This window comes from Histidinibacterium lentulum, from assembly GCF_003789055.1.
Taxonomy (GTDB): Bacteria; Pseudomonadota; Alphaproteobacteria; order Rhodobacterales; family Rhodobacteraceae; genus Oceanicola; species Oceanicola lentulus.
The window spans coordinates 63083-80736 of record NZ_ML119086.1 but is presented as its reverse complement, the minus strand read 5'-3'; the positions used below and the strand labels follow the sequence as shown (position 1 = coordinate 80736).

Here is a 17654-nt window from a genome sequence, read left to right as displayed (position 1 = left end):
TCACGTATGACCTGTAGATGACAGCCGCATGACAGTGGGGGCGTGCCGCCCGTGCCTCGATGCACGGTGATCCGCTCACACTGCCCGTCGACCCGGAGGGTGCGAATGGCAGATGGAAACCACGCAGGAGAACGCTTCGGTCGCGGGGCAACGGCCCCTCGGATCGTGCTCTATTCCCACGACACGCTTGGCTTCGGGCATCTGCGCCGCAACCTCCTGCTGGCCCGTGCGCTGAGGGATATCGAGCCCACGCCCGAGATCCTGTTGATCGGCGGCATGCGCGAGGCCGGGGCCTTCGACCTGCCGGAGGGCGTCGACGTCCTGACGTTGCCGGCCTATGCCAAGCAGGGAGACGGCGGCTATCGTCCGCGGGATCTGGGCCAGGACCTGGGCGCGCTCACTGCTCTTCGGAGCCAGGCGATCAAGGCCGCAGTGCGCGTCTTCGATCCCGACCTGATGATTGTCGACAACGTGCCCCGGGGGGCCCTCTTCGAACTCGACGCAACGCTCGAGGCGCTGCGGTCCCGGAACCGGGCGCGGATCGTGCTCGGCCTGCGGGACGTGATCGACCGGCCCGCGGCCGTGCGGCGGCAATGGCTGCGCCAGCGCAACTTCGAGACCGTGCGCCGGCATTTCGACGCGATCTGGATCTACGGCGACCCCGCCCTCTACGACGTCGCCGCAGATTGCGAGCTGGGCGGCGCCTTTGCCGGGCGTGCTCAGCATGTGGGCTACCTGGACCATTCCGTCCGGTGCGGCTCCGACCTTGCCATCACCGAGGCGCGCACCGTGCTGGGTGACGATCCATCGCCCTATGTGTTCTGCACCGTGGGCGGCGGCCGCGACGGCGCCAGCCTTTGCGAAGCCTTCGTGCGAACGCCTCTGCCGCCCGGGCATCGGGGCATCCTCGTGACCGGCACGCAGATGCCGGGCGCCCTGCGCGACCGCATCCGCGACCTCGGCGCGCGGCGGCCGGAGATCACGATTCTGCCCTTCCTGCAGGAGCCCATCGAGCTGATGGCCGGCGCTTCGCGCATCGTCGCGATGGGCGGCTACAACACCACCTGCGAAGTCCTGTCACTGAACCGGCCCGCCCTGATCGTGCCGCGGGTCCGCCCGCGGGAGGAACAGCTGATCCGGGCCGAGCGGCTGGCGGCGCGCGGCTTCGCCGACATGCTGCATCCCGATGGCCTCAGTCCCGCGGCCCTCGGCGCCTGGCTCGCCTCTCCGCCGCCCCGTCCGACCGGCCCCGCCCTCGACATGGGCGGACTCGACCGGGTCCGGGCGCTTGCTGCGGAGATGCTCGGCGCGGGCGCGCTACCGCTGCGCGCGTCCTGACCCCGAAAGGAGCCCCGTGATGACCGACCTCAAGGTAGGCTACGTCCTCAAGCGCTATCCGCGTTTCTCCGAGACCTTCGTGGTGGGAGAGATCCTCGCGCACGAGGCCGCGGGCCAGGAGATCGAGATTTTCGCCCTGCGGCCCGTGGCCGAGACGCATTTCCAGGACAATCTCGGCCAGGTGCGGGCCCCCGTGACCTTCGTGCCCCATGCGTTCCGCGGCGCCGACGCTCTCTGGCAACTGATCGCCGAGGCCCATGCCCGGCTACCCGATGCCGCTCGCGCCTTCGCCCGCATGGCCGACACGGACGGGCGCGACGTCGCCCAGGCGATCGTCGTGGCGCTGGCCTGCCGGGATCGCGGGGTCGGCCATCTGCACGCCCATTTCGGCACCGTCTCGACCGCCGTCGCCCGGCTCGCGGCCGCCCTCGCAGGGATCGGTTACAGCTTCACCGCGCACGCCAAGGACATCTACTACGACTACGAGGCGCCCCAGCATCTCGACCGAAAGATCGCCGATGCGAAGGCGGTGGTCACCGTTTCCGACTACAATGTCGGCTTTCTTCAGGACCGTTTCGGCGCGGCGCCCGGCAACGTGCTGCGCATCTACAACGGGCTCGACCTGACCCGGTTTCCCTACGTCCCGCCGGAGCCCGGCGCACGGGAGGTCCTCGCCGTCGGACGGCTGGTGGAGAAGAAGGGTTTCCACATCCTCGTCGAAGCCATCCGGCTGATGCGGGCCTCAGGCCGCGACGTGACCTGCCGCATCGTCGGCAGCGGGGACGAGCGGGAGAACCTCGCCGCGCAGATCGACGTTGCCGGCCTCGGAGATGCCGTCACCCTCGCCGGTCCGATGGCCCAGGCCGAAGTGGTCGCGGAGATGCGCCGCGCCGCCGTCTTCGCCTGTCCCTGCGTCGTGGGCGGCGACGGCAACCGCGATGGGCTGCCCACGGTTCTGCTGGAGGCGATGGCGCTGGGGCTGCCCTGCGTGGCGACCCCCGTGACCGGAATCCCGGAGCTCATCTCGGATGGCGAGACCGGCCTCCTGGTCCCGGAGGCGGATCCCGAGGGGCTGGCATCGGGTCTTGCGCGCGCCCTTGACGACCCTGGGCTGCGTGAAGAGATGTCGCGCCGCGGCCGGGCCCGGATCGAGCGCGACTTCGACGTGGTCCGGAATGCCGCCACCCTGCGTGCAGTCTTCTCGGAGGCCATGGGCACGGCCGGCGCGGACCTGCGGGGGGTGGCCTGATGCGCATCGCCTATGTCTGCACCGATCCCGGTATCCCGGTCTTCGGCACGAAGGGCGCGTCGATCCACGTCCAGGAGATGCTTCGGGCCTTCGTCTCTCTCGGCGCGGAGGTCACGCTGCTCTCGCCCAGGCTGGAGGGGACGCCCCCCGGAGACCTCGCGCGGGTGGCGACGGCGCCTCTGCCCCTTCCGCGGAAAGGAAACGCGGAGGATCGGGCCCGCGACGCGCTCGCCCTCAACGCCGAGGTGGTGTCGTCGCTGAGGGCCGCCGGCCCCCTCGACATGATCTACGAACGCCATGCGCTCTATGCCCATGCGGCGATGGAGACGGCCCGGGACCTGAGCGTCCCCGGCCTGCTTGAGGTAAATGCCCCCCTGAGCGAGGAGCAGGCCCGTCACCGGACCCTCGCACGGCCCGAGGCTGCGGAAGCCAGCGCCCGGCGCGCGATGGAGGCGGCTCATGCCATCACCGCCGTCTCGCCCGCCGTCGCGGCCCATTGCCGGAGCCTCGGAGGCCGCATCGTGGAGGTGGTGCCGAACGCGATTTCCCCCGACCGGTTCCCGGAAGTGGCGCGGCCCGAGGGCGCCTTTACCGTCGGCTTCCTCGGCAGCCTCAAGCCCTGGCACGACGTCGATTCTGCGATCGCCGCTCTGGCGATCCTGCGCGAGGAGGTCCCCGACGCCCGGCTCGTCATCATCGGCGATGGGCCGGAGCGGGACCGCCTGGTCACGCTGGCCGCCGACCTCGGCGTGGCAGATGCGGTAGAGTTCACCGGGGCCGTCGCCCCGGACTCGGTGCCGGGGCAGCTCGCGCGCCTGCATGTCGGGCTGGCGCCCTATCCCGCCAGCGAGAACTTCTACTTCTCGCCGCTCAAGATCTACGAATACATGGCCGCGGGTCTTGCCGTCGTGACGAGCCGTTCGGGTCACCTGCCAGAGGTCGTGGATCACGGCCGCACCGGTCTCCTGACCGCCCCCGGCGATCGCCGCGCCCTCGCCGCCGCGCTGGCAGACCTCGCGCGCGACCCGGCCCGGCGGGAGGCGCTCGGCCGGGAGGCACGCGCCGAGGTCCTCGCCACGCGGACCTGGGACGGGGTCGCCTCCCGAGTCCTCGCCCTCGCAGGCATCGGCAAGAGGAGCGCTGCATGAGCCGCAAGGAGAGCCTGACGGAAATCCTGCCGTCCCTCCGGCAGGTCTTCGGCCGGCTCGCGCCCTATGCGCGGCCCCACGCCGCGCTCCTCGGCGGGTCGGTGGCGGCACTCCTCGCTGCGACGGCGATGAAACTGCTCGAGCCGTGGCCCCTCAAGTTCATTATCGACCGCGTGGTGCCAAGCGCCGCGGGAGAGGCCGATATCGCCGCCTCCCTCGACCCGATGACCCTTCTTACCCTCTGCGCCTTGGGGCTCCTGGCCGTGGTCGCGTTGAAGGCGCTCTTTCAATACGTCTCGACTCTGGGTTTCGCCCTGGTGGGCAATCGGGTGCTGACGAAGGTTCGCGCCGATCTCTTCCGACACCTGCAGATCCTGCCGCTCGGCTTCCATGCCCGCGCCCGGGCCGGCGACCTGACCATGCGGCTCATAGGCGATGTCGGCATGCTGAAGGAGACGCTGGTGACCGCGGCGCTGCCGCTGCTGGCCAACGTCTTCGTCTTCGCCGGCATGATCGGCGTGATGTTCTGGCTCGACTGGCGGCTCGCGCTCGTGGCCCTGTCGCCCCTGCCGCTCCTCTGGCTGCTGTCGCGCCGGCTCGGCACCCGCATCCGCAACGTCAGCCGCAAGCAGCGCAAGCGGCAGGGAGAACTCGCCGCGACCAGCGCCGAGACCATGGCGGGCATCCGTTCCGTCCAGGCCCTCGGGCTCGAGGACGAGGTCTCCACCCAGTTCGAGGGCGCCAACGACAAGGACATGCGCGAGGGCGTGAAGGGCAAACGGCTCGCCGCCGGGCTGGAGCGTTCCGTCGACCTGCTGTCGGGCCTCGGGCTCGCTCTGGTGCTGTGGTACGGCACGCTGCAGGTGCTGGCCGGGCGGATCACGCCGGGAGACCTCCTGATCTTCGTCACCTACCTCAAGCAGACTTTCCGTCCAGTGAGGCACTACGCTAAGTACACCGCCAGACTCGCCAAGGCGGTCGCGGCCGGCGAGCGGGTCGTGAGCCTGCTGGACCAGAGCCCCACCGTCACGGACAGGCCGGATGCGAAGGTCGCGCCGCGTTTCGACGGCCGCATCGCCTTCGAGGAAGTGAGCTTCCGCTATGGTGGGGACGGCGCGCCGGTGCTCGATCGTGCGGGCTTCGTGATCGAGGCAGGAACCACGGTGGCGATCACCGGTCCCTCCGGTGCCGGAAAGTCGACGCTCACCAGCCTCGTCCTGCGCCTCTACGACCCCACCGCGGGTCGGGTCCTGATCGACGGGACCGATATCCGCACCGTCACGTTGCGCTCGCTCCGGGCCCAAATCGGACTCGTGCCGCAGGACCCGCTGATGATCCGCGGCACCATCGCGGAGAACATCGCGCTGGGATCGGGACGCGACGTCGAACGGGACGAGATCGAGGCCGCCGCACGCCTCGCCCATGCCGACAGCTTCATCCGCGCGCTGCCCGAGGGCTACGACGCCGAGATCGCCGAGCGCGGTTCGACGCTATCGGCCGGGCAGCGGCAGCGAATCGCCATCGCCAGGGCGGCACTCCGCGACAGCCGGATCCTGATCCTCGACGAGCCGACCGCGGGCCTAGACCGGGACAGCGGGGCGATCGTGGCCGATGCGCTGCGGCAGCTTGCGGAGGGGCGTACGGTTCTGCTTGTCACGCACGACCTCGAACTCGCGGCGACGGCCGATCGCGTCCTGCTGCTCGACGGCGGTCGCGTGGCGGAGGACGGCGCGCCGGCCGATCTGCTGCGCCGGGGCGGACGGTTCGCGGAGATGCTGCGGGGCGCGGGAGCCCATGCTCTCGCCAGCTGACGCGGCGCTTGCCGCCCGCGACCCGGACCTGCCGGGCCTTGCCGCGTTGCTGGACGCGCGGGGCATGGCGGCACAGGTCGGGCTTGCCGACATGCAGCCCACCTACCTGCGCTACAAGCCGGGAACGAGCTGCGTCGTCGCGCTCACCTCTCCGACAGGGTCGCTGCGTGCCTGGGCCGCGATGGCCTATCCGCCCGGCCGCTACGCGGAGGTGCGTGAGCGCGAGGAATGGCGGACCGGGCCGCTGCGGGCGCATTTCGTGGACGAGCACTGCATCGCCGTCACGCCGCTCGGCCTCGACCGGGAGATCGCAGCGGCACGGGTGCTACAGTACTCCGACGGGCGCCGTGCCTTCCTCGCCCATTTCGGCCTCGAGGACACGACCCTCCGGCTCCTGCGCTACAAGCCCGGCCGGCGCCTGGTGCTGAGGGCGGACGGGGCGGAGGGCCCCCGCGCCCTGATCAAGGCCCATGCGGACGAGGCCTTCCGCGCCGCTTTCGCGGGCGCGCGCCATGCTGCGCGGGTGGCCGGCGTACCGCTGCTGGGGATCAGGAAGCGGCGGCGCAGCGTCGTCTCCGGGTGGATCGAGGGCAGCCCGATGGCCGGCGCGAGCGGAACCGCCGCCCATCGGCTGACCGGCGCGGAACTGGCTCGGCTCCACGGCGCCGCCCCGCGTCCGGGCGAGCCCGTCGCGCTGCCCGACGCGCAGACCGCGGCCGGGACCGTTGCCGCGCTCCTTCCCGACGAGGCCGAGAAGGCCGCCGCGCTCGCCGCCCGGCTGGACACGGCGCTGCGCGCCATCGCCGCCACTCCCTGCCGCATCCACGGCGACTTCACTGCCGACCAGGTGCTGCTGCGGGACGGAGCGCCGGTGGTGATCGACTGGGACCGAATGGGCGTCGGCGCCCCGGCGCAGGACCTCGGCACCTTCCTCGCACGGCTCGACGCCGACGTGATCGAGGGCATCCTGGCGGCGTCCGAGGCAGAGGCGGCGGCCACCGCGCTGTGCGACGGCTACGCCGCCACGGCCGGGGCCGTGCCCGAAGGGGTGGAGGAACACCGCGCCGCGGCCCTGCTCGCCATCGCGGGGGAGGGGTTCCGCACCCGGCGCCCTGCCTGGGATGCGGAAGCGCGGGCGGTGCTCGCGCTGATCTCCGACCGTCTCGACGGGCGGAGGGCGGCAGCGCGGGAGCCCACGCCGGGCCTCTCCGGCGCTCTCGACCCGGCGCGTATGGGGCCGACTCTCGGCGCGACGCCCGCTGTCACGCTCCTGCGCCACAAGCCCGGACGCCGGGCGCTGATCCGCTACGACCTGCCTGGCAGGCCGCCCATGCTGGGCAAACTGCGGGCCAAGGGTCCCGACCGCCGCACGCCCAGGCTGCACCAGGCGCTCCGCGCCGCCGGCCTCGACGGCCGGGGGCCACACCATGTCGGCGTACCCGAACCCCTGGGCCAGATCGGAGCGCTCTGGCTCCAGGAGGTGGTCTCGGGTCGGCCGCTCGGAGATATTCTGACGACCGACGCCCTGCGCTCCGCAGGGAAGGCCCTCGGCATTCTGCACGCCGCGGACGCGGCGGCGGATCGGAGCTGGACGATGGACGACGAACTCGCCGTCCTGCGCGCCGCCTTTGCCGCTCTGCCAGAGCCTAGCCTGCGCGCCCGTGCAGAGCGGCTCCTTGGCATCGCCGAAAGATTGCTCGGCGCGCTCCCGCCCGCGGCCGCGACCGGCATCCACCGCGATTTTCACCCCGACCAGGTGCTGATCGACGGAAGGACCGCCTGGCTTGTGGACCTCGACCTTTTCGCCCGCGGCGACCCGCTGCTCGACCTTGGCAACCTCCGCGCGCATCTGACCGAGCTGAGCCTGCGCCTTCACGGGCGGGCGGACGGCTTTCGTGCCGGTGCCGACGCGTTCCTGACGGGCTACGAGGAATTCCGTGGTCCCGTCGATCGCGATCGCCTCGCCGTTCTGGAATGGGTCTCGTTCATCCGCCACGTCGCGATCAGCCAGCGGATGCCAGACCGAAGCCATGCCACAGCGGCGATCCTGTCGACGGGCGAGGCCTGCGCCCGCGGTCTTGAGGATGCCTAGCGGCTCGCACCGCCCCGCAAGGCTCGATCCGCGGCATCGGGCACGGTGCTGCCCGGTTCAGACGAGGAGCAGCACGAGGATCAGCGGGATCAGCAGAAGGAGGACGGTTCCGGCGTTACTCCAGCGGCCAAAAGCCGCTTCCAGGGCGGAGGGAGCGATCTGGCGGGCGGGCAACCGGAATTGCGGCGCGATCTTCCCGGGTGGTCTCGGCCGCGCGGAGGCGATGCGCCGTCCGAGCCGGACAAGAGCGGACAGGACGTCACCCGGCGGTTGCGTCGGCATCGGCCATCTTGCCAGGAACGGCGCGAGCACGACAACGACGGCGACCGGCCAGAACGCGTCGCGCAGGCTGTCCGCCTTGGCCGGATAGCCCTGTTCGAGGCCGGTCCAGTCCTGCCACAAGGCCCAGGGCGCCAGGAGCGCAAGCGCGGCAAGAAGCGCCGGAAGCAAGAAGCGCGCGGTCCAGCCCGGCCCGGTGCCGGATGGCTCCAGCCGCGCGAGACGGAACATGAACCACGCGAGCAAGAGGCCGGTGAAGACCGAGCTAAGGCTCAAGAGATGGCTTGCCCAAGGCTCCAGTCCCTGCTTGACAGCCGCCTTCGAGAGCGCCCCGCCCGTCAGCGGCGCGCCCGCCACCGAGGCCGCCGTGACCGTTCCCAGAACAAGGCAGAGCGCCCGCTGCCATCGGGTCCGCGAGATCAGCGCAACGCCCACGAGCAGGAACAGCGCACCCTTCGCCAGCCCGTGATGCATGGCGAAATAGGGCACTGCCTCGCGCGTGGCGCCGCCGGCGGCGACCAGCATCACCATGAGGCCCATCTGGCTGACCGTCGAATAGGCGAGCACCGCCTTTGGGTTGGCCTGCGTCAGACCCCAGACGGCCGCGCCGAAGGCCCCCGCCAGCCCAAGGCCCGTCAGAATGGGACCGAGCGCGCTGACCGGAGGCAGAAACAGCAGGAGCCCGATCAGCCCGGCCTTGACGATGGCGCCCGACAGCACGGCCGAGCCGGGCACTGGTGCCGCCGGATGCGCCAGCGGCAGCCAGACATGCAGCGGCACGAGCCCCGCCTTGATTCCGAAGCCCGCCACGAGAAGGCCCATGGCCGGCGTCTCGATCGCCGCCGCCACCTCCGCAATGGCGAGGCTGCCCGCGGCTTGCGCACCGAGGATGAGGCCCAGGAGCAGCGCCACCTCGCCCAGGATCGCGATGACGATGTAGACGCGGCCGGCCCGGAACGCCTCCGCCGTCCTGTCGTGCACGATCAGGAACCACGAGGTCAGCGACACCGCCGCGAAGGCGACATAGAAGGTCGCGACGTCCCGGGCGAGGAACACGCCGAGATTGCCGGCGAGCGTCAGGCACCAGAAGCCCGCGAAGAGCGCCGCGTTCGGCCGGCGGGCCATCGGCTGGGCCGCCAGCCCGGCGATGCACCACAGCACCGCTGTCATGCCGAGCAGGATACGCCCCCCGGGCTCAAGCGCGAGGGTCACGCCGAGAAGCAGGTCAGGGGCACTTGTCACGCCGTCCACGCCACTCAGCGCCAGCCAGAGCCCGGGCAGGGGAGCGAGCGGCAGAAGCCGTATGGCATTGTGCCGGACCGCCGGCAGCACGCTCAGACCGGCCAGCAGAAGCGGCCAGACCAGTGCCGCGAGCGGCAGGAGCGGGCCTGCGATCAGCGTCATCTCAGGTACTCCCGCTCGGTGATCAGGGTCGCCCAGCCGAGCGGGCTCAGCGGCGAGGCGGCAAGAAGACCGGCGCCGAGCGCGGCCAGCGCCGCGACGACGGCCGGCACGACCAGCGCCGGGACGCGCTCGTCGCCGCGGGCGTCGGGGGCGGCCTCGCGGAACCACAGTCGCGCGAGAAGGGGCAGGAAATACGCCGCGTTCAGCAGCGTCGATGCGCCGAGCACGGCCAGCACCCAGGCGGCCTCGGCCTGCAGGGCGCCGATCCCGAGATAGATCTTGGTCACGAACCCGGCCAGGGGCGGCAGGCCGATCATGCCCAGGGCCCCCAGCGAAAAGCAGGCGGAGGTCCAGGGCATCCGCCAGCCCAGCCCGTCCAGCCCCGCGATGTCGCGCACACCGGCGCGTTCGTCATATATGCCCGCGCAGAAAAACAGCGTGATCTTCATCAGGCCCTGGTGCACCAGGTGGGCCAGTCCGCCGATCACCGCGTAGGGGCTGGCCAGCGCGGCGCCCAGCACGATGCAGCTGACCTGGCTGACCGTCGAATAGGCGAGGCGCTTCTTGATCTCGGTCTGCTGCAGCGCCCGGATCGACCCCCACAGGATGGTTGCGGAGGCCAGCACCGCCAGCGGCATGCCCACGCCGAGATCGGTCACCCGAGCGACGCCGAAGACGTCGTAGACCACCCGGACCACCCCGAAGGCTCCGGCCTTCACCACCGCGACGGCATGCAGGAGGGCCGAGACCGGCGCCGGGGCAGCCATCGCCGACGGCAGCCAGCCATGCAGCGGCACGATGGCCGCCTTCATGCCGACTCCCACGATGAAAAGCGCGAAGATCGCCTGCTGGCTGCTCCTGTCGAGGGCGTCGAGGTCGGGCGTCTCGTCGAACAGGACCGGTCCCGTGGCGCTCTCGAGCCAGACGATCGCCACGAGCAGCAGCGTGCTGCACGGCAGCGCGTAGAGCAGGTAGCTGCGCGCCGCCCGGAGCGAAGCCGCGTCCTGCTTGTGCGAGACCAGCGGCCAGGTGCTGAGCGTCAGAAGCTCGAAGAAGATGAAGAACGAGATCAGCGAGCCGGACAGCGCGATCCCGGTCGTTGCGAAGACGCAGAGGCTGAAGAACCCGAAGAAGCGCGATTGTTGCGGCTTGGTGCCGAAATAGGCGATGGCGTAGATCGTTGTCAGCAGCCACAGCGCCGCCGAAAGGGAGACGAACAGCAACGCGAGCGCGTCGATCTTCAGGAGCAGCACGAGGCCGGGGGCGAGCGGGATCGTCGTCTCGTAGACGGCCCCGCCGGCGACGGCGAACAGCATCGCGACGATCAGCCCGGCTTTCAGCAGAGCGCCGCCGAGGTTCAGCGCATTGCGCAGGCCGTAGCTGTCCTGCGCGAGAAAGAAGCTGATCGCCGCCGGCACGAGCGAAGTCAGCAACAGCAGGAGCGGCAGCAGCGCCGTCATGACCCGTCCTCCGCCGCGGCGGGCCGGCCGATGGATAGGAGCTCGAACGGCGTCTCGGATGCGATGCCGAGTGCGATCGCCGCCCCGGCAAGGCAGAGCGGAATGGCCTGCATCCCGCGGGTGGGCAGCGTGGCCGGGCCCGGCGCATCCGCGCGCGCGAAAAGGATGGCAAGCGGACGATAGAGATAGGCCGCCGCCAGAAGCCCGCCGCCCGCCAGCACCAGCGCCCACATCCACTGCCCAGCGGCGAAGGCCGAGGTCATGAGCAGGTACTTGCCGGTGAAGCCGCCCGAGGGGGGCAGGCCCACCAGCGTGACGGCGGCGAGTGCGAAGGCGAAGGACGTCATCGGCATGGCGGTGGCGAGGCCGCGCATCGCGTCCAGCCGGTCGCTGCCCGTCACGGCCATCCACTGCCCCACGGCGAGGAACATCGCCGCCTTGGCCAGCCCGTGCGCGAGGGCAAGGAACAGGACGCCGGTCCAGGCGCCGGCCGACCAGGGCATCTCGGCGGACCCTCCGCCCGCAAGCGGAAAGACCAGGAACAGGTAACCGATCTGCGCGACGGTGGAATAGGCGACGACGAGCTTCAGCCGGGTTTGGAGGAGCGCCCGCAGACTGCCCCAGATCACGGCCGCGGTTCCCAGCACGGCCAGCAGGACGAGCGCCCCATCCTGCGCGCGGTCGGGCATCGCCTCGAACCAGAGCCGCAGCAGGATCACGAAGGACGCCTTCGGCACGAGCGCCGACAGCATCGCCGAGGCCGGAGCCGGCGCGGAGCCGTGGGCCGGCGGCAGCCAGACGTGGAAGGGGAAGAGAGCGGTCTTGGCCATCAGCCCCGCGGTCATCAGCGCCAGCGCCAGCGCGTCGGGTTTCGCCGGGGTCCGGTCCGCAAGCAGGCCGATGTCGAGCGTGCCGTGCGCGGCATAGACCAGAACCACCCCGGCGAGATAGAGCAGCGAGCCCACGAGCGCGAAGAGCATGTAGCGCATCGCGGCGGCGAGCGCCTCGGGCTTGCCTCCGATGGCCACGAGCCCGACCGAGGCGAGGCTCAGAAGCTCGAGCCCGACATAGAGGTTGAAGAGGTCGCGCGAGACGAACACCGCGTTCAGCGCGGCCCAGAGCAGCAGCATCAGCGGCCAGAACCCGAAGGCCGCGCGCGCGCCCGCAGCGGCGGGTTGCTCAGATCGAAGCGCGGCCAGTGCAGCCGCCGTCATCACCAGTGCGGTCATCGCGATCAACGCCGCTGCAAGGCCATCGACCTCCAGCACGATGCCGACGGGCGGCGGCCATTGCCCCAGTTTGAGCCGCGTCGGCGCCTGTGCCGAAAGGCCCGCCACCAGAACGGCCGTTGCCGCCAGCATCGCAACGCTCAGGGCCGGGACCATGCCCCGAACCGCGCCGTGGGGCAGAACCACGGCAGCCAGCGCCCCGGCGAGCGGTAGCGCGAGCAGGGCTACCAGGGCTGTCACCCGCCCACGTCTTCCTCTGGAAGCATGGCCCGGCCTCGGGCGCGGGCAAGCGCCACGATCAGCCCCACCGCCAGCGCGCTCGCCGAAAGGGCAACCACGATCCCGGTTATGATCAGGGCCTGCGGCACCGGATCGGCCTCGCCGCCACGCGCGCCGGCCGCACCGAGATAGACGAACAGCCCCGAGCCGATGAGATTGAAGGCGAGCACCCGCCGCAACAGATGCCGCGCCGCGATCAGCCCGAAGAAGCCGGTCCCCACCAGCGCCGCGCCTGTCAGTGCATAGAGCGTGACACCGCTCATTGGTCCTCCAGTCCGGTTTCGGGCGGGCCGATGACGAGGAAGGCGAGCGTAACCGCTATGGACAGGGCGAGGGCGATCTCGATGGCGAAGATTGCGCTGCCGGCAATGCGCTCCGGGAGGGTCAGGAACCCCGCGCCGAGCGCCGCGCCCCCAAGTCCTGCTGCCAGAAAGACCGCCGGTCCCGCGACCAGCGCGGCGCGCCAGGCCCGCCGGGTCACCCGCGGCGGGCGGACCAGTCCGGCAAGTGCCGCGACGATCCCGACCGCGGCAAGTACGGTGCCGCCCTGGAACGCCCCGCCGGGCCGGTCAGCGCCGACATAGACCACATAGGCCCCAACGAGTACGCCCACGGGGGGCAGGATCCGCCCGAAACTGGCCATGACCCCACCCGGCCTGACATGCTGCGGCAGCCCCAGCGGTTCCGTCCAGGCCTCGTCGCGGGCCAGCATCCACAGGCCCACCAACGCCGCGAGCAGCACGACGCTCTCGAGCAGCGTGTCCCAGGCGCGGAAGTTGAGGAGTACCGCCGTGACCGGGTTCTCGACACCGGCACGCGGCAGGGCCTCGGCAAGCTCCGGCCCCGGCCGCCCGGGGAGCGGCAGGGCGACCCACGCCCAGACGAGCGCCCCGGTCAGAGCGGCGGACGCGAGTGCTGCGGCGATGTTGACACGGCCCGGCGGCGGCTCCGCATCCGCCCCGCTGCGTGCAAGTCGCCCGAAGGCGGCCAGGAACAGGACGCCGGTCAGGCCCGCCCCGATCGCGGCCTCGGCCAGCGCCACGTCGACGGCGTCCAGACGGACCCAGGCCAGCGCCAGCAGGAGACCGTAGACCACGAAAAAGACGATGGCGCGGAATACACCACGCCCCAGCACCGTCGCCAGCGCCACGGCGAGGATCATGGCGCAGAGCGTGGCGTCGAGGGCCCAGGTCATCGGCCGTCCCGCTCGCGCAGCGCATGGCGCGCCACGAGCTGCGAGACCGTGCCGGCGGCCAGCAGGACCAGCGCCCAGATCAGCGCCAGAAGCGCCACCTGACGCCAGCTCCCGGCCTGGAAGGCGACGCCCAGCGCGATGAAGCCAAGGCCGAGATTATCCGCCTTGGTCAGCGCGTGAAGGCGGCTGAAGATGTCGGGGAACCGAAGGAACCCCACCGAGCCCGCGAGGAAGAACAGGACGCCGAGGCCGGTGAAGACATGGGTCGCGAGGTCAGTCATTCCGGTCTCCGGCCAACGGCACGGGATCGCCGTCCTCCTCCTCGGGGTCGCCGCCGCCATCGGCGCTCAGCGCCTTGACGAAGCCCACCGCCGCCAGCGCCCCGAACAGCGCGAGGATCGCCGCCACGTCGAGCGTGGCCCAGCCCTCGATTGGGGCAAGAAGCATGAGGACCGCAACGCCGCTCGTGCCGGCCAGCTGTGCTCCGGTCATGCGGTCGGCACGCCCGGGTCCGCGCCAGACCCGCACCAGCGCCCCGGCGAGGCTCACGAGCACGCCCATGGCCATGAAGGTCAGCCAGACGGTCATCCGCCCTCCCTTGGCGCCGGCTCGCCGTCGATCATCGCGGCGATGGCTGCTTCTTCCCGAGGGATCGCGTCCTCGAAGCCCGCGTTCACGTCGAGCAGGTGGATCAGCAACCGGTCGTTCCGCGTGCCTGCCGCCAGCGTGCCCGGCATGAGCGACAGTTCCGCCCCCAACGCGACGCGTCCGCCATCGGGCAGATGCACAGGCACTTCGACCCAGCCCGGCGCCAGCGGCATGCGCGGAGACAGCGCGCGCCGCGCCACGTCGAGTCCGCCGAGAAGGGACGCGCCGAGGAACGCCGGCAGGTGGCGCAAGGCCCTCCACACCGCGAGATGGCGCGGTCCCGGCAGAAGCCGCAGACTGAGCCAGACGGCGGCAGGGACGGCAACTGTCCCAACGGCAAGCGCCTTGGGTTCGAGCCCGGACAGAACGACCCACAGCGCCCCGAGAAAGGCGATGCGGCCAAGCAGATGTCGGAAGGCAAATCCCTGCATGGCGTCAGGACATCCGATCGTCACAAGCGGTGCAAGGCTTCAGTGACAGGGCAGGCGCTGGCTCGCGCGTTCCGTTGAAAGCCGGTGCCGAGGTCGGGGGCATTCGCCACCATCGCCGCACCGGCCGAGCGTGAGGATCTGGCCCGTTCCGGCATGACCCGCGCTCTGCGCTCCCCGCTGCGTGCGCCCTGCATTGTCGAGGTGTTCGTCGCGGGGAGGCCAGGGTCGCGGGTTGCATCAGGGCGGGTGGAGGATTGACGCGGCGGGCTGTCCCGGTCCATCCATGGTATGCCGATGTGTGCAGAGCCTGGGTCTGAGGGGACGATGGGGCCGGACGGGGCGAGGACGGAGACCGGCGCGGGGCTACCGCGCGGGGACGTGATCCTGGGACAGGTGGCGGACCTCGATCCGCTGCGGCACCGGGTCCTGCGTCTGGCGCGGCTCTGGCAAAGCGGCGATTCGGGACGCGACCACACCACCACGGAAATCGCCGAAAGCCTGTCGCCAGCCGCGGCGGAGCAGGCGGTGGAGGCCTTGGGCTCGATCTGGGTGCTGCTCGCCTGGGTCGGCCGGCGGCGACTCCATCTGAACCCGCCGGGCGATACGCGGCTGTCGGCGGACGAGGTCTGGCTCGGGACCCTTGTCGCTGCGGCGGCGGGTGGGGCGCGCGCCGAGGCGATGCTGCTCGCCGCTCTCATGGTGCGGGCGGAGGCCGCGGCCGATCTCGTCGCAGCGGCCGAGAGCTTCGGCACGGCGCTCGCACGGATGGACGGGGCAGGGGCCGCGGCCTCTCCGTGACCGCCTTGACATGTCCGAGTGTTTTGCTCAGTCTTTGAGGCGGGGTCGCCCGGCGGTCGGCTCCGTCCGGAGACCCCCAAGCGGAGGCGGCACATGTCACACTGTCCGAAAGGCGCACGACCCGTGGGTCGGATCGAGGACCTCGATCCCGCAGGTGTCGAGCTCGTGGGCCTCCTGCGCGGTCTCACCGCCGGCTCCGCCGCGCGGGCGGCCGCGGAGACGCTCCTTCAGCAGCGTGCCGGCCCGGAGATGGCGCTCCGCGTCATCGCCGCCTTCGACGCGTTCTGGCGCCAGATCGCCGTCCACGGGCGGCGTCCCCTGATGCGGCACGGACCCGGCTGCAGCTGTCTCGGGGCCGACGAGGCCTGCCTTGCCACCCTGGTGGAGGCGGCCTCGGAAGGCGCGCGGGAGGATGCCCTGCTGATGGCCTGTCTCGTGGTGCGCCCGGACATGTCTCCCATGGTCGTGGCCGACGCCGCGGTGCTGGGCCTGTCCCTGCAGCGGCTGGTTCTGCGCGCGCCCCGCCTCGACCCGGCCGGGGAGCGTCCGGTCCCGGCGCGCCTTATGCACTGAGGCCTCAGCCCTTCAGCGACACGTAGCGTCCGGCCTGGAACAGCAACGGCAACCCGTCGCGGAAGGCGGCGCGCAGCACCCGCCCCACGAGGATCGTGTGGTCCCCCCCGTCATGGGCCGCCTCGAGCCGGCAGTCGAACCGTGCGAGGCAGCCGGCGATGAGCGGCACGCCCGACGAGTCCTCCTGCCAGTCGAGTCCGTCGAACCCGTTCCTGCCCCGGGTAAACCCGTCCGCCACCGCCTGCTGATGGGCGCCCAGCACATGGATCGCGTAGCGTGGCGCCCCGGCGAAATAGCGGTGGCGCCGCGCCGCCCTGGCGGGCGACCACAGGACCAGGGGCGGATCGAGGCTGACGCTGGCGAAGCTGTTGGCGGTGATCCCCACGGGTCCGTCTTCCGAGGGGACGGTCACCACGGTGACGCCGGTGGCGAACCGCCCCAGCGCGTCGCGAAAGCCGCGGGCGTCCTCCGCGGGATCGAAATCCGGCCCGGTCATCTCGCTCGCCCCGTCCATCAGAGGGCGGGCCGGGTTCTGGCGTCAGGGTGGCGGCGCATCATCAGCGGCGGACTCCGGTTCCGAGGGGTGTCGCGGGCGTGCCCTCGGGCACCCTGCCGTAGACATGGGGCAAGGAGCAGGTTGTCAACTCCGGCATGACGAGACGGCCGAAGTGTTCGGCCTCCTCGAGATGCGGATAACCGGAGAGGATGAAGGCGCGGATGCCCATGGCGCGGTAGGCCTCGAGCTCCGACAGGACCTGGTCCGCCGATCCCACGATGGCCGCACCGCAGCCCGACCTGGCCCGGCCGATCCCGGTCCAGAGGTGCCGCTCCACGTAACCGAACCGGTCTGCAAGCTCACGCGCGCGGGCCTGGTGGGACACGCCGAGGGAGCTGGCGTCATGCGCCCGATCGCGGATCAGCTTGCCCAGCTCGTCGTCGAGCTTCGAGACGAGGTGCTCGGCGTAGTCCCGCGCCTCGGCCTCGGTGTCACGGACGATGACATGGACGCGCAGGCCGTAGTCCAGCGTCCGCCCATACCGCTCGGCCACCGCGTTCACCGCGCGCATCCGCTCTGCGAGCTGTTCCTTGGGTTCCGGCCACATCAGGTAGACGTCGCAGTGCTGGCCGCAGAGCTCCAGCGCGGGCGGGGAATAGCCGCCGAAATACAGGAGCGGTCCGCCGGTCTGCCAGGGCTTGGCGGGGTCGGTCCAGACGTTCTCGAAGCGGTAGATCTCTCCGTCGTAGTCGATCCGGTCCCGGGTCCAGGCCTGTTTCAGGATCTCCACCACCTCGCGGCTGCGCTGGTAGCGGTGGGCGCTGTCCGCCGTCTCCCCGGGGAAGTCCGAGGAGATGACGTTCAGCGTGAGCCGCCCCTCGAGCATGTGGTCGAGCGTGGCCACGGTGCGCGCCAGCATGATCGGCTGCATCTCTCCGCAGCGGATCGCGGCAAGGAAGTTCATCCGCTCCGTCAGCGGTGCCATGCCCGCCACGAAGCTGAGCGTGTCCTGTCCCACCTGATAGGAGGAGGGGCAGAGGATGTTGCGGAAGCCCAGCCGCTCTGCCGCGAGGGCGATGTCCCGGCAATGGGCGAAAGAGGACCTGAGGTCCCCCTCGGGCATGCCGAGAAAGCGGTAATCGTCCGAGCAGAGCGCCGCGAACCATGAGATCTCGGCCGCGTCGAGATCGGCCGAGGTGACGGGAACGATGGTCATCCGGGGCC

Annotated in this window: 17 protein-coding genes; 7 read left to right on the top strand and 10 right to left on the bottom strand. The window is 71.2% G+C overall.

The window, feature by feature from the left end; all coding sequences use genetic code 11:
- Nucleotides 1–105 precede the first annotated feature (105 nt).
- From EAT49_RS12685 to EAT49_RS12665, 5 genes are read left to right on the top strand one after another with little or no spacing between them, the layout of a single operon-like run.
- A complete protein-coding gene (locus EAT49_RS12685) occupies nt 106–1338 on the top strand; it encodes a glycosyltransferase family protein (RefSeq protein WP_123642706.1) in 1233 nt (410 codons plus the stop codon).
- A 19-nt stretch (nt 1339–1357) separates the two neighbouring features.
- On the top strand, nt 1358–2587 hold the full coding sequence (locus EAT49_RS12680; protein ID WP_123642705.1) for a glycosyltransferase family 4 protein: 1230 nt from the start codon (nt 1358–1360) through the stop codon (nt 2585–2587).
- Nucleotides 2587–3735, top strand: a complete 1149-nt coding sequence (locus EAT49_RS12675) for a glycosyltransferase family 4 protein (protein ID WP_123642704.1) — start codon at nt 2587–2589, stop codon at nt 3733–3735. The genes EAT49_RS12680 and EAT49_RS12675 overlap by 1 nt, the downstream gene beginning before the upstream one ends.
- Complete coding sequence (locus EAT49_RS12670; RefSeq protein WP_123642703.1) at nt 3732–5546, top strand: ABC transporter ATP-binding protein; 1815 nt, start codon at nt 3732–3734, stop codon at nt 5544–5546. Before EAT49_RS12675 ends, EAT49_RS12670 begins: the two co-directional genes overlap by 4 nt.
- Nucleotides 5530–7638, top strand: a complete 2109-nt coding sequence (locus EAT49_RS12665) for a phosphotransferase (protein WP_185020745.1) — start codon at nt 5530–5532, stop codon at nt 7636–7638. The genes EAT49_RS12670 and EAT49_RS12665 overlap by 17 nt, the downstream gene beginning before the upstream one ends.
- A gap of 57 nt (nt 7639–7695) precedes the next feature.
- Here EAT49_RS12665 and EAT49_RS12660 read toward each other — a convergent pair whose 3' ends face one another.
- From EAT49_RS12660 to EAT49_RS12625, 8 genes are read right to left on the bottom strand one after another with little or no spacing between them, the layout of a single operon-like run.
- The gene (locus EAT49_RS12660) at nt 7696–9321 is read right to left on the bottom strand and encodes a complex I subunit 5 family protein (protein ID WP_123642701.1); all 1626 of its coding nucleotides are present in this window, start codon (nt 9319–9321) and stop codon (nt 7696–7698) included.
- Nucleotides 9318–10781, bottom strand: coding sequence for a complex I subunit 5 family protein (locus EAT49_RS12655; protein WP_123642700.1), 1464 nt, complete (start codon nt 10779–10781; stop codon nt 9318–9320). The genes EAT49_RS12660 and EAT49_RS12655 overlap by 4 nt, the downstream gene beginning before the upstream one ends.
- Entirely contained in the window at nt 10778–12250 is a 1473-nt protein-coding gene (locus EAT49_RS12650; protein WP_123642699.1) for a complex I subunit 5 family protein, read from the bottom strand. The genes EAT49_RS12655 and EAT49_RS12650 overlap by 4 nt, the downstream gene beginning before the upstream one ends.
- Entirely contained in the window at nt 12247–12552 is a 306-nt protein-coding gene (locus tag EAT49_RS12645) for an NADH-quinone oxidoreductase subunit K (RefSeq protein WP_123642698.1), read from the bottom strand. The genes EAT49_RS12650 and EAT49_RS12645 overlap by 4 nt, the downstream gene beginning before the upstream one ends.
- Nucleotides 12549–13484 carry a hydrogenase subunit MbhD domain-containing protein gene (locus tag EAT49_RS12640; protein WP_123642697.1) on the bottom strand — a complete coding sequence of 312 codons (936 nt, stop codon included), beginning with the start codon at nt 13482–13484 and terminating at the stop codon, nt 12549–12551. Before EAT49_RS12640 ends, EAT49_RS12645 begins: the two co-directional genes overlap by 4 nt.
- Nucleotides 13481–13765, bottom strand: coding sequence for a cation:proton antiporter (locus tag EAT49_RS12635; protein ID WP_123642696.1), 285 nt, complete (start codon nt 13763–13765; stop codon nt 13481–13483). Before EAT49_RS12635 ends, EAT49_RS12640 begins: the two co-directional genes overlap by 4 nt.
- The gene (locus EAT49_RS12630) at nt 13758–14072 is read right to left on the bottom strand and encodes an MrpF/PhaF family protein (protein WP_123642695.1); all 315 of its coding nucleotides are present in this window, start codon (nt 14070–14072) and stop codon (nt 13758–13760) included. The genes EAT49_RS12635 and EAT49_RS12630 overlap by 8 nt, the downstream gene beginning before the upstream one ends.
- Entirely contained in the window at nt 14069–14563 is a 495-nt protein-coding gene (locus EAT49_RS12625; protein WP_123642694.1) for a Na+/H+ antiporter subunit E, read from the bottom strand. The genes EAT49_RS12630 and EAT49_RS12625 overlap by 4 nt, the downstream gene beginning before the upstream one ends.
- Nucleotides 14564–14887: 324 nt before the next feature.
- Here EAT49_RS12625 and EAT49_RS12620 point away from each other — a divergent pair, with 324 nt between their 5' ends.
- Both EAT49_RS12620 and EAT49_RS12615 read left to right on the top strand, forming a co-directional pair.
- Nucleotides 14888–15361 carry a hypothetical protein gene (locus EAT49_RS12620; RefSeq protein WP_185020744.1) on the top strand — a complete coding sequence of 158 codons (474 nt, stop codon included), beginning with the start codon at nt 14888–14890 and terminating at the stop codon, nt 15359–15361.
- Between the two features lie 93 nt (nt 15362–15454).
- Nucleotides 15455–15934, top strand: coding sequence for a hypothetical protein (locus EAT49_RS12615; protein ID WP_185020743.1), 480 nt, complete (start codon nt 15455–15457; stop codon nt 15932–15934).
- Nucleotides 15935–15938: 4 nt separating this feature from the next.
- Here the strand turns inward: EAT49_RS12615 and EAT49_RS12610 are convergent, their stop codons facing one another.
- Together EAT49_RS12610 and EAT49_RS12605 are read right to left on the bottom strand one after the other, a co-directional pair.
- Nucleotides 15939–16430: a flavin reductase family protein gene (locus tag EAT49_RS12610; RefSeq protein WP_246003842.1), complete on the bottom strand. Its 492-nt coding sequence runs from the start codon at nt 16428–16430 to the stop codon at nt 15939–15941.
- Between the two features lie 61 nt (nt 16431–16491).
- Complete coding sequence (locus EAT49_RS12605) at nt 16492–17646, bottom strand: LLM class flavin-dependent oxidoreductase (protein WP_123642690.1); 1155 nt, start codon at nt 17644–17646, stop codon at nt 16492–16494.
- Nucleotides 17647–17654 lie beyond the last annotated feature (8 nt).

Excerpts from the sequence above, each read along its gene's own strand:
- EAT49_RS12685 (WP_123642706.1), top strand. The coding sequence starts at position 106 with ATGGCAGATGGAAACCACGCAGGAGAACGCTTCGGTCGCGGGGCAACG.
- EAT49_RS12680 (WP_123642705.1), top strand. The coding sequence starts at position 1,358 with ATGACCGACCTCAAGGTAGGCTACGTCCTCAAGCGCTATCCGCGTTTC.
- EAT49_RS12675 (WP_123642704.1), top strand. The coding sequence starts at position 2,587 with ATGCGCATCGCCTATGTCTGCACCGATCCCGGTATCCCGGTCTTCGGC.
- EAT49_RS12670 (WP_123642703.1), top strand. The coding sequence starts at position 3,732 with ATGAGCCGCAAGGAGAGCCTGACGGAAATCCTGCCGTCCCTCCGGCAG.
- EAT49_RS12665 (WP_185020745.1), top strand. The coding sequence starts at position 5,530 with ATGCTCTCGCCAGCTGACGCGGCGCTTGCCGCCCGCGACCCGGACCTG.
- EAT49_RS12660 (WP_123642701.1), bottom strand. The coding sequence starts at position 9,321 with ATGACGCTGATCGCAGGCCCGCTCCTGCCGCTCGCGGCACTGGTCTGG.
- EAT49_RS12655 (WP_123642700.1), bottom strand. The coding sequence starts at position 10,781 with ATGACGGCGCTGCTGCCGCTCCTGCTGTTGCTGACTTCGCTCGTGCCG.
- EAT49_RS12645 (WP_123642698.1), bottom strand. The coding sequence starts at position 12,552 with ATGAGCGGTGTCACGCTCTATGCACTGACAGGCGCGGCGCTGGTGGGG.
- EAT49_RS12640 (WP_123642697.1), bottom strand. The coding sequence starts at position 13,484 with ATGACCTGGGCCCTCGACGCCACGCTCTGCGCCATGATCCTCGCCGTG.
- EAT49_RS12635 (WP_123642696.1), bottom strand. The coding sequence starts at position 13,765 with ATGACTGACCTCGCGACCCATGTCTTCACCGGCCTCGGCGTCCTGTTC.
- EAT49_RS12630 (WP_123642695.1), bottom strand. The coding sequence starts at position 14,072 with ATGACCGTCTGGCTGACCTTCATGGCCATGGGCGTGCTCGTGAGCCTC.
- EAT49_RS12625 (WP_123642694.1), bottom strand. The coding sequence starts at position 14,563 with ATGCAGGGATTTGCCTTCCGACATCTGCTTGGCCGCATCGCCTTTCTC.
- EAT49_RS12620 (WP_185020744.1), top strand. The coding sequence starts at position 14,888 with ATGGGGCCGGACGGGGCGAGGACGGAGACCGGCGCGGGGCTACCGCGC.
- EAT49_RS12615 (WP_185020743.1), top strand. The coding sequence starts at position 15,455 with ATGTCACACTGTCCGAAAGGCGCACGACCCGTGGGTCGGATCGAGGAC.
- EAT49_RS12610 (WP_246003842.1), bottom strand. The coding sequence starts at position 16,430 with ATGACCGGGCCGGATTTCGATCCCGCGGAGGACGCCCGCGGCTTTCGC.
- EAT49_RS12605 (WP_123642690.1), bottom strand. The coding sequence starts at position 17,646 with ATGACCATCGTTCCCGTCACCTCGGCCGATCTCGACGCGGCCGAGATC.